General features: G+C 50.1%; 11 protein-coding genes and 1 riboswitch. Of the genes, 3 read left to right on the top strand and 8 right to left on the bottom strand.

Annotation, left to right across the window (positions count from 1 at the left end; genetic code table 11):
- Nucleotides 1–610: 610 nt before the first annotated feature.
- Nucleotides 611–1,918, bottom strand: coding sequence for an OmpA family protein (locus EJV45_RS02730; RefSeq protein WP_129714114.1), 1,308 nt, complete (start codon nucleotides 1,916–1,918; stop codon nucleotides 611–613).
- 274 nt (nucleotides 1,919–2,192) lie between these two features.
- Between EJV45_RS02730 and dinB the strand changes: the two genes are divergently transcribed.
- Entirely contained in the window at nucleotides 2,193–3,356 is a 1,164-nt protein-coding gene (gene dinB / locus EJV45_RS02725) for a DNA polymerase IV (RefSeq protein WP_129714113.1), read from the top strand.
- Between the two features lie 8 nt (nucleotides 3,357–3,364).
- A complete protein-coding gene (dnaE, locus tag EJV45_RS02720; RefSeq protein ID WP_129714112.1) occupies nucleotides 3,365–6,367 on the top strand; it encodes a DNA polymerase III subunit alpha in 3,003 nt (1,000 codons plus the stop codon).
- Here dnaE and thiH read toward each other — a convergent pair.
- From thiH to thiS, 7 genes are read right to left on the bottom strand one after another with little or no spacing between them, the layout of a single operon-like run.
- Nucleotides 6,364–7,491 carry a 2-iminoacetate synthase ThiH gene (thiH, locus tag EJV45_RS02715; RefSeq protein WP_129714111.1) on the bottom strand — a complete coding sequence of 376 codons (1,128 nt, stop codon included), beginning with the start codon at nucleotides 7,489–7,491 and terminating at the stop codon, nucleotides 6,364–6,366. The two genes, dnaE and thiH, sit on opposite strands and share 4 nt — an antisense overlap.
- Before the next feature lie 11 nt (nucleotides 7,492–7,502).
- Nucleotides 7,503–8,270, bottom strand: a complete 768-nt coding sequence (locus tag EJV45_RS02710) for a thiazole synthase (RefSeq protein WP_129714110.1) — start codon at nucleotides 8,268–8,270, stop codon at nucleotides 7,503–7,505.
- Nucleotides 8,255–8,887: a thiamine phosphate synthase gene (gene thiE, locus EJV45_RS02705; RefSeq protein ID WP_129714109.1), complete on the bottom strand. Its 633-nt coding sequence runs from the start codon at nucleotides 8,885–8,887 to the stop codon at nucleotides 8,255–8,257. Before thiE ends, EJV45_RS02710 begins: the two co-directional genes overlap by 16 nt.
- Nucleotides 8,880–9,635 (bottom strand): hydroxymethylpyrimidine/phosphomethylpyrimidine kinase, encoded by a 756-nt coding sequence (locus EJV45_RS02700; RefSeq protein WP_129714108.1) that lies wholly within the window; start codon nucleotides 9,633–9,635, stop codon nucleotides 8,880–8,882. The genes thiE and EJV45_RS02700 overlap by 8 nt, the downstream gene beginning before the upstream one ends.
- Complete coding sequence (locus EJV45_RS02695; RefSeq protein ID WP_165304965.1) at nucleotides 9,608–10,186, bottom strand: thiamine phosphate synthase; 579 nt, start codon at nucleotides 10,184–10,186, stop codon at nucleotides 9,608–9,610. The genes EJV45_RS02700 and EJV45_RS02695 overlap by 28 nt, the downstream gene beginning before the upstream one ends.
- Before the next feature lie 11 nt (nucleotides 10,187–10,197).
- Nucleotides 10,198–12,015: a phosphomethylpyrimidine synthase ThiC gene (gene thiC / locus EJV45_RS02690; RefSeq protein WP_129714191.1), complete on the bottom strand. Its 1,818-nt coding sequence runs from the start codon at nucleotides 12,013–12,015 to the stop codon at nucleotides 10,198–10,200.
- A 43-nt stretch (nucleotides 12,016–12,058) separates the two neighbouring features.
- The gene (gene thiS / locus EJV45_RS02685) at nucleotides 12,059–12,262 is read right to left on the bottom strand and encodes a sulfur carrier protein ThiS (protein ID WP_129714106.1); all 204 of its coding nucleotides are present in this window, start codon (nucleotides 12,260–12,262) and stop codon (nucleotides 12,059–12,061) included.
- A gap of 55 nt (nucleotides 12,263–12,317) precedes the next feature.
- A riboswitch (TPP riboswitch) is annotated at nucleotides 12,318–12,407 on the bottom strand.
- A 241-nt stretch (nucleotides 12,408–12,648) separates the two neighbouring features.
- On the opposite strand from thiS, the gene gyrA reads away from it, so the two are divergent.
- Nucleotides 12,649–15,252: a DNA gyrase subunit A gene (gene gyrA, locus EJV45_RS02680; protein ID WP_129714105.1), complete on the top strand. Its 2,604-nt coding sequence runs from the start codon at nucleotides 12,649–12,651 to the stop codon at nucleotides 15,250–15,252.
- Nucleotides 15,253–15,268 lie beyond the last annotated feature (16 nt).

Below are 15,268 nucleotides of genomic sequence, written 5' to 3'. Positions count from 1 at the left end.
ATGAAAAAACTTTATAACAAGCAAAGGTGAGATTCCTCACCGCACAATTCGCAGCAGAAACAATTTGGCTTGCGGTTTCGGAAGGAGCCCCGCGGCGGTGAGCGGTCCGATACCACAGTTTCACATTTGTTGAAAGTCGAAGGGTTATATACTTTCAAACCACTTTCCCTGGACAACACTGAATCATAAGTAAGGACCTGGGCGCACAATCCGTCAGCCGTAGCTGGCCGCGGCCCCTGCCCCAAGCCGTCATCCCGAAGGGCGCCTGCGTAATCCCTTTTTTCCGGGATCGCGACGGCGAGGGATCCCCTGCGAAGAGGCAGCGGCGAAAGTTTGCGCAGACAGACCAAAAAGGATAAAGGATGAAAGACCTCGGCCCTAATCCTCAATCGCCCTACCTGGCCGAGGGGTTCTGCGCCCTGTCTAAATACGAACTACAAATACCTATATACTATTAAAGGTCTCATATCTCAAATCTCCTGAAAATGTGCCACGTCTAAATACGAACTACGAATACCTCTATACTACTCAGAAATAGCTTCTTCAGCAACCCTTAAACACAAAAAAGCCCGCGCTGATATTCAGGCGGGCTTTCTCATTGAGGTTATTTCTAGAACAAGGTAAATTCTACCCTGCGGTTTTTCTGACGACCTTCTGCAGTTTTATTGCTTGCAATTGGCTGGTTTGGTCCGTAACCGGTCGCTTCGATACGTGAAGCATTTGCGCCTTGACTAACCAGGTAAGCTTTTACTGACTCTGCACGCTCTTTTGACAAACGCAGGTTCAGCGCCATTGAACCGGTGTTGTCGGTGTGTCCTGCAAGTTTCAGGCTGAAGTTTTTCTCAACCAGCAGTGCAGCCACACGGTTCAGCGTTGGATAAGATTTAGAACGGATGGTTGCTTTACCAAGATCAAATTCAAGGTTTCTGATGGCTTCATCAACAACTTTTCTGTCTTGCTCTGTAACGATCACCTTTTCACGAACAACAGTCGTTGGTCTTGGTGTTTTAAGCGGGCAACCTGCACCGTCAACAACGGTATTGGCTGGTGTTCCCGGACATTTGTCGAATTTGTTTGCAACACCGTCACCGTCCTCATCGCCCATATCCTGCTGATATTTTTCCAGTTCGCGGCGGTTTTGCTCTTCATGTGCAGTTAACGCACGACGCAGATTTTCGTTCTCGCGGCTTAAGCCGGGGATAGGACTGTGGTTAGCCAATTGCGGTTTATCGCGGCGGCCAAGTGCAATCTCAACACCTGCATATCCGTAAGCGAAATTGTCATTTCCGTTTCCGGCATCATAACCATCAAAACTATCGCTGCGAACAAAGTTCACCTGATAACCAAGATCAATGTTTACACCTCTTGATACGGCAATTTTAAAACCTGCTCCGGCAGGGATAAACCAGTTTTCCTGGTAACCCTGATCGGCTACGCCTAAATTACGGGTTGTCGCTGCCGAAGACATGTATCCTGCACCTGCTGCTACATATGGTGAAAAAATGCTCCGGTCATTCAGGATGCTGAAGTTAGCAAGGGTGATATTGGCCTTCAATGCTGCAGACCATTCGATGTGGGTTTTGAAGCGTGAATCTTCGTAAGCAGCCGATCCGGTAGGTAAACCCGAAGCACGCATGCCTTCAACATTACCTGCAAGGAAGTCTGCCTGTAAGCCAAAGGTCGGTGTGAATTGTTTTTTCACATAACCACCGTATCCCCAGTTCTCGGTTGGTGTATTAAAGTCGTTAGTTTTGCCTCTGAAAATGGTGTACGGTGTCAAAACACCGCCGTTTACCCCGATAGACCAGGTGCGGAATTCGCGGGGCGTATTTTCTGAAGTTGTTGTTTCCTGTGCGTAAGACTGCGTTGCGAGTGCGCAAAGCGACAGCATAACGGCTGATTTAGTAATTGTTTTCATATGTTAGATCCTCTAAATATGGCGTTGTTGCCATATTCCCGGAGCGCTATTGAAAAGATCTTGCCAAGAATGGCACAATTTGAAACAAACGCGTTACTTTCAATGATTTACGAAAAATTATGATTATAATACTCGTTTCATGTTCGGAATAATTTATGTATAGTTTTCAATACAAAACACTGGGAAGCTGCCATACGGGCACGCAAATATCAGGATGTATTTAGCCTTGTAATACTAATATTTTTAGCATATCTTTGATTGATAATTCAGGAATATGCAGAAAGATAAGCAGGTCATCCACATGGATCTTGACTCGTTTTTCGTTTCGGTCGAGGTTCGCAAAAACCCGGCGCTTGTTGGCAAGCCGGTAATTATTGGCGGCAGTTCAGACCGAGGCGTAGTAGCGTCATGCAGTTATGAAGCACGTAAGTTTGGTATCCACTCGGCTATGCCATCACGCATGGCACGCCAGCTTTGTCCGCAGGCTGTCTTTGTCAAAGGTAGCATGGAAGAGTACAGCAAGGAGTCTCAGGTTGTAACAGAAATCCTTCGTGAAGAAGTTCCTGTGCTGGAAAAGGCAAGCATCGACGAACACTATATAGATATGACTGGCATGGACCGTTTTTTCGGCGCTATGAAATTTGCATCCGGACTGAAGGATAAAATTCTAAGGGAAACCGGACTGCCCATATCGTTTGGATTGTCTGTCAATAAAATGGTATCAAAAGTAGCTACCAATGAAAGTAAACCCAATGGTCAGCTCCAGGTACCGTTTCCCCAGGTGCAGCCTTTTTTAGATCCCTTGCTGATCAGTAAAATCCCTGGGCTTGGCGAATCAACCTTTCGGAAGCTTAGTGAAATGGGTGTCAGACATGTGCGAACGCTCAAAGAAATCCCGCAGGACCTGATGTTTCGCATTCTGGGTAAGAACGGTCTGAGCCTGTCGCAGAAGGCAAACGGTATAGACCTGTCGCCGATTGTGCCTTATCAGGAACGCAAATCGATCGGTACGCAGCAAACCTTTGATGCCGATACGATGGATATTCCTAAGCTGAAAGCGCTGATTGCGCGTATGGTGACTGAACTAACCTTCGAATTGCGTCAGCAGCGCAAGCTTACAGCGTGCATCACGGTAACCATCAGGTATAGTAATTTCGAAACGGTCACACAGCAGGCCATGATTCCGTATACCTCGCTTGATTCACTGCTTATTCAGAAAGCCCGCGATCTTTTTGATAAGGTCTACAAAAAAAGAATGCTGCTTCGCCTGGTTGGGGTTAAACTTTCGCACCTCGTAAGCGGGCATGAACAGATCGATCTTTACCATACGGCTGAAGAACGCTACAGTCTTTACCAGGCGATGGACCGGGTGCGCGAACGGTACGGCCTGAACAGCCTCGTCCTGGCCACTGCGCTTGATATGCCGGGTCGGAAATAGATGCGGGCATGTTTTTAAATGTACATTCATCATTCAGCCTTCGCTATGGCATTATGGATATTGACGAACTGGTCGATGAAGCCAGGCTTCATGGTATCGGCACTATTGTGCTCACAGATATTAATAACTCCAGCGGCGCCATGCGCTTGATCCGTCGGTGCGAAAAACTCTCACGCGGAACCAGACAGAGCGAAAAAGAGGATTTCGAAGAAGCATACCAGCTTAAGCCGGTAACGGGAATCGATTACCGCAATGGCGGCGCATGCAAATACATCGGTATAGCACGCAACAAAGAGGGCATGCGCGAACTCAATGAACATCTGACCGATCATAATTTAAACCAGCGTCCGTTCAGCGAACGAGCGCCCTCGTTCAGGCAGGCGTGGATCGTCTATCCCTTTGCAAACCGGCCCGGCTCAGCGCTTGCCAGTCACGAATTTATCGGTATCCGGCCCGACGAATTGAATCTTCTTTACGGCAGCCTTACGCCGGCACTGGAGGAAAAGCTGGTTTGCCTGCAGCCGGTTACAATCCGGGACAAGGTTGACTACCGCCTGCATGAATATCTCCGCGCGATAGATTGCAATACGCTGTTAAGTAAAGTTGACGCGGCTGAAAAATGCGCGCCCGATGAGCGTTTCGAGCGTGAAGCGATCCTCGAATCAAAGTTTGCCGCTTACCCCTTTATTGTGGCAAATACGAAACGCCTGCTGGCCGCCTGTGACATGTCTGCCTATTCACAAAGCCCTTCCGGCAAGAATAAACGACATTTTACGGGAAGTGCGGCGCAGGATATCGATTTACTGCGCAAACTTACCTACGATGCATTTTCCTATCGTTATGCTGCTGACAATGAAACCGCCCGGCTGCGCGTTGAGAAGGAACTTGCTGTAATTGAAAAGCTGGAGTTCGTTTCGTATTTCCTGATTGTTCAGGATATGATACGATTTTCAATGTCGCGCGGCTTCTATCATGTTGGCCGCGGGTCGGGCGCAAACAGTATTGTCGCTTACTGTTTGAGAATCACTGATGTTGATCCTATCGACCTTGATCTTTACTTTGAGCGTTTTTTAAACGAGCAACGCTCCAGTCCGCCTGATTTCGACATTGATTATGCCTGGAACGAACGTGAAGAAGTGCAGCGCTACATCTTTGAAAAGTATGGCCCGGGTCATGTGGCCCTGCTCGGTACCATGAGTACATTCAAAGACAAGGCGGTGATACGCGAAATTGGCAAAGTACTGGGTCTGCCCAAAGGAGAAATTGATGAATTCAGTGACCCGGCCAAAGCCGGACTTCATGAACAAAACCCTGTCTATCAGCGCATCCAGCGCGTTTATGAACGGCTGCGAAAAATGCCGAATCAACGTTCCATCCATGCGGGCGGCATGCTCATTTCTGAAGAGCCGCTCGCTTATTATACGGCTCTGGACCTTCCGCCGAAGGGAATGCCAACGGTACAATGGGACATGTATGAAGCCGAAGAAATTGGTTATGAAAAGTTTGACGTCTTGAGTCAGCGGGGAATCGGCCATATCCGGGAAGCCGTCAGGCTGATTGCTGATAACCGCGGCCAACAGGTTGACGTGCATAATTTCAAGGCTTTTAAGTGGGATGAGCAGGTAAACGCTAACCTGCGCGCGGCAAGCGCCATCGGCTGTTTTTATATTGAATCTCCGGCAATGCGGCAGCTGCTCGGCAAGCTGAATTGTTCCGACTACCTCACGCTTGTCGCAGCCAGCTCCATTATCAGACCCGGCGTGGCAGGCTCAGGCATGATGAAGACCTATATTGAAAATTACCACCGCCCCGAGAACGTAAAGTACCTGCACCCGGTCATGGAAAAACATCTTCGGGAGACCTTTGGCGTCATGGTCTACCAGGAGGATGTGATCAGGATCTGTCACTATTTTGCCGGTCTGGACCTGGCCGATTCAGATGTGCTGAGGCGGGCCATGAGCGGTAAGTACCGGTCGGAGAAGGAATTCAAAAAACTGGTCGAGCGCTTCTTTTCCAGTGCTCGCAGACAGGGTCATGAAGAAAGTATCATTGCAGAGGTGTGGAGACAGGTATCATCTTTTGCCGGTTTCAGTTTTTCCAAGGCACATTCGGCCTCATTCGCCGTTGAAAGTTATCAGAGCCTTTATCTGAAAACCTATTTTCCAACAGAATTTATGGTGGCGGTGCTGAACAATTATGGAGGTTTTTATCCGCGCTGGGTGTATGTGCACGAATTAAAAAGGGCAGGGGCGCGGGTCCATCTTCCCTGTGTAAACCACAGTGATCAGGAGGTTAGTATTTCAGGAAACGATGCCTGGCTGGGTTTTATCGGCGTTCAGGGGCTTGAATCAAAGGTAGCAGGGCAGATTGTAGCGATACGGAAACAGGCCGGGCCATACCTGGATCTGCCCGATTTCCTGAAACGTACAGAAACCTCGCTCGAACAAGCGCTTATCCTAACCAGGCTTGGTGCATTGCGATTTACCGGGCGCGGCAAGAAAGAGCTGTTATGGGATATTCACGACTACCTGGGCCATAAGCCGCGACTGAGCAAAGTCCCGGAACTGTTTGAGCTCGCAAAGAAAGACTACAGGCTCCCGGAACTTGAGCATTCAGCGCTTGAAGATGCGTACAACGAACTGGAATTACTTGGTTATCCGCTGGGCATGGACATGTTCAGCCTGCTGCAAACCAGTTACCGGGGCGATGTTCCCGCCGCCCGCCTGGCAGGCTGCGTAGGGCAAACCGTAAAAATGGTTGGAAACTATGTCTGTGAAAAAACGGTGAGGACGCGTAATAACGGCAAGATGTGGTTTGGTACATTCCTGGACGCTGCCGGAGATTTCTTTGATACGGTGCATTTTCCCGGCAGCAGCAATGGTTATCCGTTTAGGGGCCGGGGCTGCTACCTGATAATGGGTAAAGTAGTGGCAGACTTTGGTGTACCTTTGGTGGAAGTTACACGGTTCGCCAAACTGGATATCCGGCTAAATCCTGCTGCATTAAACTAGTACGCCTCATAACTCCGGTCCCAGTCCTTCCAGACCGGCTCGTATCCGCGTTTTCTGATCATCGCCGCAATTTGCTCCGGACTCCGTTCGTCTGATATTTCGAACTGTTCAAGCGCCTGTTCAGGTTTACTGTAGCCGCCCGGATTGGTTCGTGAGCCAGCGCTGATGCTTGTCACGCCCAGCCCGATAATGTGGTCCCGAAAGCGCTCTTCTTCCCGTGTTGACAGGGATATTTCAAGTTCACTGCTGAACAATCGCCAGGCACAGATCAGTTGCACAAGCTCACGGTCACTCATCTGTGTATCGAACGCCTGGTGGCTTGCCTGGCAATCAAGTTCGATAGGACGTAGCCGTGGAAAGGACACCGAAAAGCGCGTTTGCCAGTAAGTCTTCTCAAGATACCTGAGATGCATGGCGGTAAAAAAACAGTCGGTTCTCCAGTCCTCCAGACCGATCAGCGTGCCGAGACCGATGCGATGCACCTTTGCTTTACCCAGCCTGTCGGGAGTTTCCAGACGGTAATTAAAGTTTGATTTTTTTCCTTTGGGATGATGCTGGCGATAGTTTTCCCGGTGATAGGTTTCCTGATAAACCAGAACAGCATGCAAACCATCAGCTACAAGAACCTCATAGTCAGACTGGTCGAGCGGCTGTACCTCCATAGATAGTTGGGAAAAAACGGGGCGGAGCAGGCGCAGGGCATTTTGCAGATAAGGCAGCCCTACGGTAAGATTAGCTTCTCCGGTAACCAGCAGAACATGTTCATATCCCATCTGTTTGAGAACAGCGGCTTCATTTAGTATCTCCTCGTCAGTTAATGTTTTACGGGGAATCTTATTGTCAAGACTGAATGCGCAGTACGTGCAGATGTTCTGACATTCGTTGCTCAGGTACATCGGTACATACATCTGTACCGTACGACCGAAACGCTTCACCGTAAGCTCATTGCTCTGGCGGGCCATTTCTTCAAGGTATGGCGCCGCCGCCGGCGAAATCAGTGCTTTAAAGTCTTCCAGCGTGCGTTTCTGAGCAGACAAGGCGTGTTCAACATCTGCCGGGCGCTTTGCATAGATATCCGCCTTAATTTCATCCCAACTGCAGGCATCAAAAATTTCCGTAAACATTCTGAATCGTTTTAGTCGTTTAAAAATGCTGTCAGCGGGCTGCTCGCTTCGGCCGACCGGCGCACAGTAGCCAACCGCGCCTCAAATGCCATTCTTCCGGCCTCAACCGCAAGGCGAAAGGCAGCGGCCATCTTACCGGGGTCTCCGCTTGCCGCAATTGCTGTGTTTACAAGCACCGCGTCAGCGCCTATTTCCATAGCCTGCGCAGCGTCGGCCGGGGAGCCTATTCCCGCATCAATCACCACCGGTACCCGGCTTTGCTCAATGATAATCTCAAGAAAATCGATCGTTTTAAGACCTTTATTGGTACCGATAGGAGCTCCCAGAGGCATAACGGCAGCAGTTCCGGCCTGCTCCAGCTGCTTGCACAAGACCGGGTCGGCATGGATGTAAGGTAAAACAACAAAACCAAGCTTTGCCAGCTCCTCAGTGGCCTTCAGCGTTTCCAATGCATCGGGCATCAGGTACTTCGGATCTGGATGAATTTCCAGCTTCAGCCAGTTCGTTTCAAGCGCCTCACGGGCAAGCTGCGCCGCAAACACCGCTTCCCGGGCATTGCGGGCGCCGGAAGTGTTGGGCAGCAAATGTATTCCGGGATGCTTCAACCGGCTGGTCAGTGTGTCATTTTCTCCTGGCTCTACCCGTTTGAGTGCAACGGTGACAAGCTCAGATCCCGAAGCAAGCACCGCCTGCTCCATTTGAGCCGGGCTGCCGAATTTACCCGTTCCAAGAAAAAGCCTCGAAGAAAAGGACTTATCCGCTATTATAAAGTTTGACATAAAAAAGATTCATTTAATTGTTTAAGCGTCAAATGCTTATTTAATGAAACACTGAGCATCCCAGATACAGCTATTCCGCTGAGACCTGTCGTTGCCAGGGCAGGGACATCAGACAGGGTAATGCCGCCGATCGCATAGATTGGTGTAACTTTTTCCTCGAGGCTGAGTTGCTCAAAAATTGTTTTGTAACCGCGCAGACCAAGTATCGGACTCAGCTTTTCTTTTGTCGGCGTGAAAGCAAATGGCCCAAGGCCGATATAATCACAGCCTTCGGTTATGCGTTGCCTGATATCTTCTATGGTGTTTGCTGTTCCGCCGATAATCTTGTCGTTGCCAAGCAACGCCCTGGCTTCGCAAACCGGCGTATCATTCAGGCCGAGGTGCACGCCCGATGCACCAACCTCGAGGGCAAGTTCAGGGTAGTCGTTGATAATAAAAGTGGCTTTGTACCGGGCACAGCGTACTGCAACCACAGCTGCCAACTCGCGTAGTTCAGGGAGCGGGGCCTGTTTATGTCGCAGCTGGATCCATGTGCAGCCCGCATCGAGCACTTCGCTGATGAGTCGGATCTGCATCTGGTTATCCTGCCCCTGCGATATGTATTGTACTCTATTCATGGTGATAAGCAAGCAGGCCGGCATTACCGGCCAATCGTTTTTCTGTGTATGACTTGGCATTCCGGCATGCCTGAAACAAATCGTCCCCGTTGGCAAGACCAGCGGCAACAGCCGCAGACAGGATACAGCCAGATCCATGTTTTGGCCAGACACCGGTTTGGCCCGGGGGGAAGGTGGCGGTCAATTTTCCGCCTGCAAAAAGAAAGTCGGTTCCGGATCGCTCTGACAGGTGCCCGCCTTTCAGCAAGACAGCGGTGTGCAGGGAGAGTTGCGCCGCAGCTTTCAACGGGTCATCCCGCCGCCCAAGAATCTGAACTTCATCTGCATTTGGCGTTAAAAGAGTAATCTGGCTCAGCACATGTTCAACTGCCTCCCCGTCAGCATCAGCAAAGAGCCTGTATCCTGAGCTGCTTTGCAGTACGGGGTCCCAGATGATCGTTATGCTGTTGTTCACAGCGTGAAGCGAAGTCAGCAGTGCATCCAGCGTTTGCAGATCAGGTATAATCCCGATCTTAACGGCTTCAATCTGACAGGTTTCAAATAGCGGCGACACCTGTGCGAGTATCTCTTCGAGGCTGAACCAAAGCAGCGACCGCATTTCAGCCGGGGTTTGCACAGTTGTTGCAGTAAGCGCCGCCAGCCCCATACAACGGTATTGTTCGAAGGTTTTGACATCGGCCAGCACCCCGGCTCCGCCGGTTGGGTCGAAGCCCGCTATACTTAATGCGTACGGTCTTGCTTGTCCCATGTCTCCTTGATCGTTAAAAATGCATTGAGCGGATCGCTACTGCGCCAAACAGCCCCTAACACCGCAATACCATCGAAGCCGGCTCCGGCTGCTTCCCGGCAATTCGCGGCTTTGATGCCGCCAATTGCAATCAGCGGGGTACGCCGCGAGCCGTGTTGCGAAACCCCGGGTTTCCCGGTTGGTCCATAACCCGGCTTGGAAATACTCGGAAAGACCGGCCCGAAAAAGGCATATGCGTATCCAGCCGGAAGGCTGTTGTATTCTTCGTGATTATGAACAGATGTGGAATAAATCATTTCTGCATCAAACTGTTGCCTGGCCAGCCGCGCATTTGTATTGTCGTGCAGGCGGTTTGTACCAAAATCTGCCGCCAGGTCATGGTGCTGATGCAGCGACAGACGGGACCGGAAATGCGGACGGATGCTGTCGACATAATTCCGCATGTCGCGCGCGGTAAAAGCGCGCTTTCGCAGGTGGAAATGCGCCAGACCTGCGTCAAACATGTCGTTCAGCAGAATGGTCTCATGTACCACGGGTTCCGGATCAGCCATCAGCACAAGCATTACAAATAAATTTCGCTGCCCTGCTTTTTAAACTCCTCGGCCTTATCGAAAAGTCCTGCGGCAGCAGAGTCACGTATTTCCTGGGTAATCTTCATTGAGCAAAATTTTGGCCCGCACATCGAGCAGAAATGCGCAATTTTTGCCCCTTCAGCCGGAAGTGTTTCATCGTGAAATTCGCGCGCTGTATCCGGGTCGAGCGAAAGGTTAAACTGATCTTCCCATCGGAATTCGAAACGCGCCTTACTTAAGGCATTGTCACGGTATTGCGCACCGGGATGGCCCTTGGCCAGATCAGCCGCATGCGCGGCAAGTTTGTAAGTAATTACCCCGTCTTTGACATCTTTCCGGTTGGGTAAGCCCAGGTGTTCTTTGGGTGTAACATAACAGAGCATAGCGGTGCCGAACCAGCCTATCATGGCAGCGCCTATTGCAGACGTAATGTGGTCATAGCCGGGCGCAATGTCTGTTGTCAAGGGTCCGAGGGTATAAAAAGGAGCTTCTTTGCAGGTTGCAAGCTGCTTGTCCATATTTTCTTTGATCAGGTGCATGGGTACATGACCCGGTCCCTCCACCATGACCTGCACATCGTGTTCCCAGGCAAGCGCGGTCAGTTCGCCCAGCGTTTCCAGCTCGGCGAACTGGGCGGCGTCGTTCGCGTCTGCTATTGATCCCGGGCGCAGTCCGTCGCCAAGCGAAAAGGCAACGTCGTACACCTTCATGATTTCGCAGATCTCTGCAAAATGTGTGTAAAGAAAGTTTTCCTTATGATGGGCAAGGCACCATTTGGCCATAATACTTCCGCCGCGCGAAACAATACCCGTGAGCCGATTGGCTGTCAGGGGAATATAACGCAGCAAAACGCCCGCGTGGATGGTAAAATAAGACACGCCCTGCTCGGCCTGTTCGATCAGCGTATCGCGGAAGATCTCCCAGGTCAGGTCTTCGGCTTTGCCGTTCACTTTTTCCAGTGCCTGGTAAATGGGGACAGTACCGATAGGCACAGGCGAGTTACGAATGATCCACTCGCGTGTTTCATGAATGTTTTTCCCGGTTGAGAGATCCATAATTGTATCTGCGCCCCAGCGGCATGCCCAGACGGCTTTCTCAACTTCTTCTTCGATAGATGAAGTGACCGCGCTGTTGCCAATATTGGCGTTAATCTTCACCAGGAAATTCCGGCCTATAATCATTGGCTCACTTTCCGGATGGTTAACGTTATTTGGGATGATCGCCCGGCCGGCTGCAATTTCCTGCCTTACAAACTCCGGCGTGATTTCTTTCAGCGGGGTGTTTGCGCCAAAACTGTTTCCCGGATGCTGGTGCGCTAGCTGTCCGCGCGCACGAAGGCCATCGGCACGCTGGTTCTCACGAATGGCCACGTACTCCATTTCTGCGGTAATGATACCGCGTTTGGCGTAATGCAGTTGGGTAACGTTTGCGCCCGGGAGCGCCCGCAGCGGCCGGGTAATGTGTGCAAAACGCAGTGCATCAAGCTTCGGATCAGCGGCCCGTTCGCGACCGTATACTGAACTGATGCCGGGCAGTTCCTCCACATCGGCACGTGCCCTGATCCACGGCTCCCGAAGTTTCGGCAGACCCTGCCGAACATCGATCTGCGCGTTTTCGTCTGTATAGGGACCGCTCGGGTCATACACGGCAACCGGAGCATTCATTTCCGTTTCGCCGTTCGTTAAACGGGTAGGGCTGAGGCTGATCTCGCGCATCGCGACCCGAATGTCAGGAAAAATTCTGCCCGGCACATAAATTTTGCTGGAACCCGAAACCGGCCCGGTCGAGATGCCGTTTGATTGGGGCATCTGTTCATCTTTGCGTACTGTACGCATACTCTCTTGCTGCATGTTAACCTCCTTGCGTGGCTTTAACAATCAGAACTTTGTCGCCCGGCTGAAGCTGATAGCTGGCATGGCCTGTGCGACCGATAACGACTTCGTTAACGGCTACGGCAACGCCACGCGTATCAGAACCAAAATGTTCGGCTACAACATTCTCCAGGCTCATGCCCGGCTCGATTTCTAAAGAATTGTTGTTAAGTGTGATAATCATTCCTGTTGTTCTTAAACTTCAGGAGTGACCAGCATAAGGTATGCAGATAACATACCTCTGGCAGATTACTTTTCCCTGCGGCAGTACTAACTGCGTCAGGTTCGAAGGGTATTATCTCAGCACTATGGCACCCCTAAAGTCTGAACCAAAGGTAGGCATCCTGGAACAAGCTGCAAATACTTTTTTCAGTTTTTGAAAATTGGGGCATTCAGGCGCGAAATAAATTGACTGAAAACCATGTTTTTAAGCGATCTGAGCGACGATCTTGACTTCATCTTAGTCTATTGTAATATTTTTCAACAATACTGCATTACGGTAATAATTTGCTAAATTCGCAAGGTTATAAAAACCTTACAACATTCTCCCCTTGAGGGACCAAACAATATATGGCAGAAGATCTAGAAAATCAGGAACACGACCGCATTATCCCGATCAATATAGAAGAACAAATGAAGTCCGCTTACATCGATTATTCGATGTCGGTAATCGTATCAAGGGCTTTGCCCGATGTACGTGACGGACTTAAGCCGGTACACCGCCGGGTGCTTTACGGCATGCTGGACCTCGGTGTAACAAGTACAAAACCACATAAGAAATCAGCGCGTATTGTTGGTGAGGTACTGGGTAAGTACCACCCGCATGGTGACTCGTCTGTGTATGATACGATGGTTCGTATGGCGCAGGACTGGAGTCTTCGTTACCCCATGGTTGACGGGCAGGGTAACTTTGGCCACATTGACGGCGACAGTCCGGCGGCGATGCGTTATACCGAAGCAAGGTTTGCGAAGATTGCCGAAGAAATGCTGGCCGATATCAATAAGGATACGGTTGATTTCCAGCTCAACTTTGACGACTCGCTGCAGGAGCCAACCGTACTTCCTGCCAAAATACCGAACCTGCTTGTAAACGGAGCATCCGGCATCGCCGTAGGTATGGCGACAAACATGGCGCCGCACAACCTGAGCGAGACGATTGACGCAACCATAAATTACATAGATAACACGGAAATCTCCATTGCCGAATTGATGAAATTCATCAAAGCGCCCGATTTCCCTACAGGTGGTATCATTTATGGTTATGCAGGCGTGCAGCAGGCGTTTGAAACCGGCCGCGGCAGAGTCGTTATGCGTGCTAAAGCGGAGATTGAAACGATCCGCGACCGCGAGGTGATTATCGTAACCGAAATTCCTTACCAGGTAAACAAAGCGCAGATGATCGAGCGTACTGCCGAGCTGGTAGGCGAAAAGAAAATCGAAGGCATTTCGAATATCAAGGATGAGTCGAATAAAGATGGTATCCGGATCGTTTATGAGATTAAACGCGACGCAAACGCTTCAATTGTACTTAATAACCTGTACAAACAGACAGCGCTGCAAACCTCTTTCAGCGTAAATAATATTGCGCTCGTAAAAGGCAGGCCACAGTTGCTCAACCTTAAAGACCTGATTAAGTACTTTGTAGAGCACCGCCACGAAGTCATTGTTCGCCGTACACGTTATGAGCTGGCAGAGGCAGAGAAACGTGCCCATATTCTTGAAGGTTTGCTGATCGCCCTGGATCATCTTGATGAGGTAATTCAGCTCATCAGAAGTTCGGCTACGCCGGAAGATGCGCGCCAGGGGCTGATGGAAAAATTCGGCCTGAGCGACATACAGGCACGTGCCATCCTCGACATGACGCTTCGCCGCCTGACCGGTCTGGAACGAGACAAGATCAAGGAAGAGTATGCTGAACTGATGAAGACCATCGAGTATCTGAAGTCTGTTCTGGCAGATGAAGGGCTGCGTATGCAGATCATCAAAGATGAGCTGATCGAAATGCGCGAAAAATATGGCGATGAACGCCGTACGCAGATCGTGCATTCGGGTGAGGACATGAGTATGGAAGACTTCATCGAAGATGAGGAAGTGGTTATCACCATCTCGCACGAAGGTTATATTAAAAGGACACCCGCTACAGAATACCGTACGCAGGCCAGGGGAGGCAAGGGCGCCAAAGGAGGGACTTCGAAAAACGAAGACTTCATTGAACACCTGCTCGTTGCTACCAACCATAACTATATGCTGTTCTTTACCGAGGCCGGAAGGTGTTTCTGGCTGCGGGTATACGAAATTCCTGAAGGAAACCGCACAAGCCGCGGCAGGGCCATTCAGAATATTATCAATATTCCGAAAGAAGAAAAGATCAAGGCATATATCAAAGTTAAAAACCTCAAAGATCAGGAGTACCTGGAAAACAACTACATTATTATGTGTACGCGCCAGGGAACGATTAAAAAGACATCACTTGAGGCCTATTCAAGGCCGCGTGTGAATGGTATTAATGCAATTAATATCAATGAAGGTGATCAGCTGCTTGAAGCTTGTCTTACAGACGGCGCAAGTGAGATTGTGATGGCGCTGCGTTCAGGCCGTGCCATCCGCTTCAATGAGGCAACGGTCAGACCAATGGGCCGTACGGCTACAGGCGTACGCGGTGTAACGCTTGCGCATGAAAAAGATGAGGTGATTGGCATGATTGCTGTGAATAGTCCGGACGTAACTGTGCTGGTTGTTTCAGAAAAAGGTTACGGTAAACGTACAGATATTGAAGATTATCGCGTTACAAACAGGGGCGGTAAAGGTGTTAAAACCATTAACGTTACAGACAAGACCGGCGAACTGGTTGCCATTAAGGATGTAACTGATGCAGAAGATCTGATGATCATTAACCGGTCTGGCATTGTGATCCGTATTGCAGTTAGCGAACTGCGTGTAATGGGCCGGGCTACACAGGGCGTACGGTTAATTACCTTTAAAGGTGATGACGAGATTGCATCTGTTGCCAAAATTGAGCACGAAGATGAGCCGGCCGAAGAGACCGGTGTGGTAAACCCCGAGGCTGCGGCCGGAGGCGAAACACCTGCCTCAGAAATAAATCAGGCCGACGAAGCCGGCAATGCTGAAAATAATGACGAAATTGCCGATACAGACGAGCCAACTGAAGAATAATTTGCAAATTCATATC

This window comes from Pedobacter sp. SYP-B3415, from assembly GCF_004138205.1.
Classification (GTDB): Bacteria; Bacteroidota; Bacteroidia; order Sphingobacteriales; family Sphingobacteriaceae; genus Pedobacter.
This window is presented reverse-complemented; position numbering and strand designations above follow the sequence as displayed.

What these genes read in the sequence shown, in the direction of transcription:
- EJV45_RS02730 (WP_129714114.1), bottom strand. Translation starts at nt 1,918, where the DNA reads ATGAAAACAATTACTAAATCAGCCGTTATGCTGTCGCTTTGCGCACTC.
- dinB (WP_129714113.1), top strand. Translation starts at nt 2,193, where the DNA reads ATGCAGAAAGATAAGCAGGTCATCCACATGGATCTTGACTCGTTTTTC.
- dnaE (WP_129714112.1), top strand. Translation starts at nt 3,365, where the DNA reads ATGTTTTTAAATGTACATTCATCATTCAGCCTTCGCTATGGCATTATG.
- thiH (WP_129714111.1), bottom strand. Translation starts at nt 7,491, where the DNA reads ATGTTTACGGAAATTTTTGATGCCTGCAGTTGGGATGAAATTAAGGCG.
- EJV45_RS02710 (WP_129714110.1), bottom strand. Translation starts at nt 8,270, where the DNA reads ATGTCAAACTTTATAATAGCGGATAAGTCCTTTTCTTCGAGGCTTTTT.
- thiE (WP_129714109.1), bottom strand. Translation starts at nt 8,887, where the DNA reads ATGAATAGAGTACAATACATATCGCAGGGGCAGGATAACCAGATGCAG.
- EJV45_RS02700 (WP_129714108.1), bottom strand. Translation starts at nt 9,635, where the DNA reads ATGGGACAAGCAAGACCGTACGCATTAAGTATAGCGGGCTTCGACCCA.
- EJV45_RS02695 (WP_165304965.1), bottom strand. Translation starts at nt 10,186, where the DNA reads ATGGCTGATCCGGAACCCGTGGTACATGAGACCATTCTGCTGAACGAC.
- thiC (WP_129714191.1), bottom strand. Translation starts at nt 12,015, where the DNA reads ATGCCCCAATCAAACGGCATCTCGACCGGGCCGGTTTCGGGTTCCAGC.
- thiS (WP_129714106.1), bottom strand. Translation starts at nt 12,262, where the DNA reads ATGATTATCACACTTAACAACAATTCTTTAGAAATCGAGCCGGGCATG.
- gyrA (WP_129714105.1), top strand. Translation starts at nt 12,649, where the DNA reads ATGGCAGAAGATCTAGAAAATCAGGAACACGACCGCATTATCCCGATC.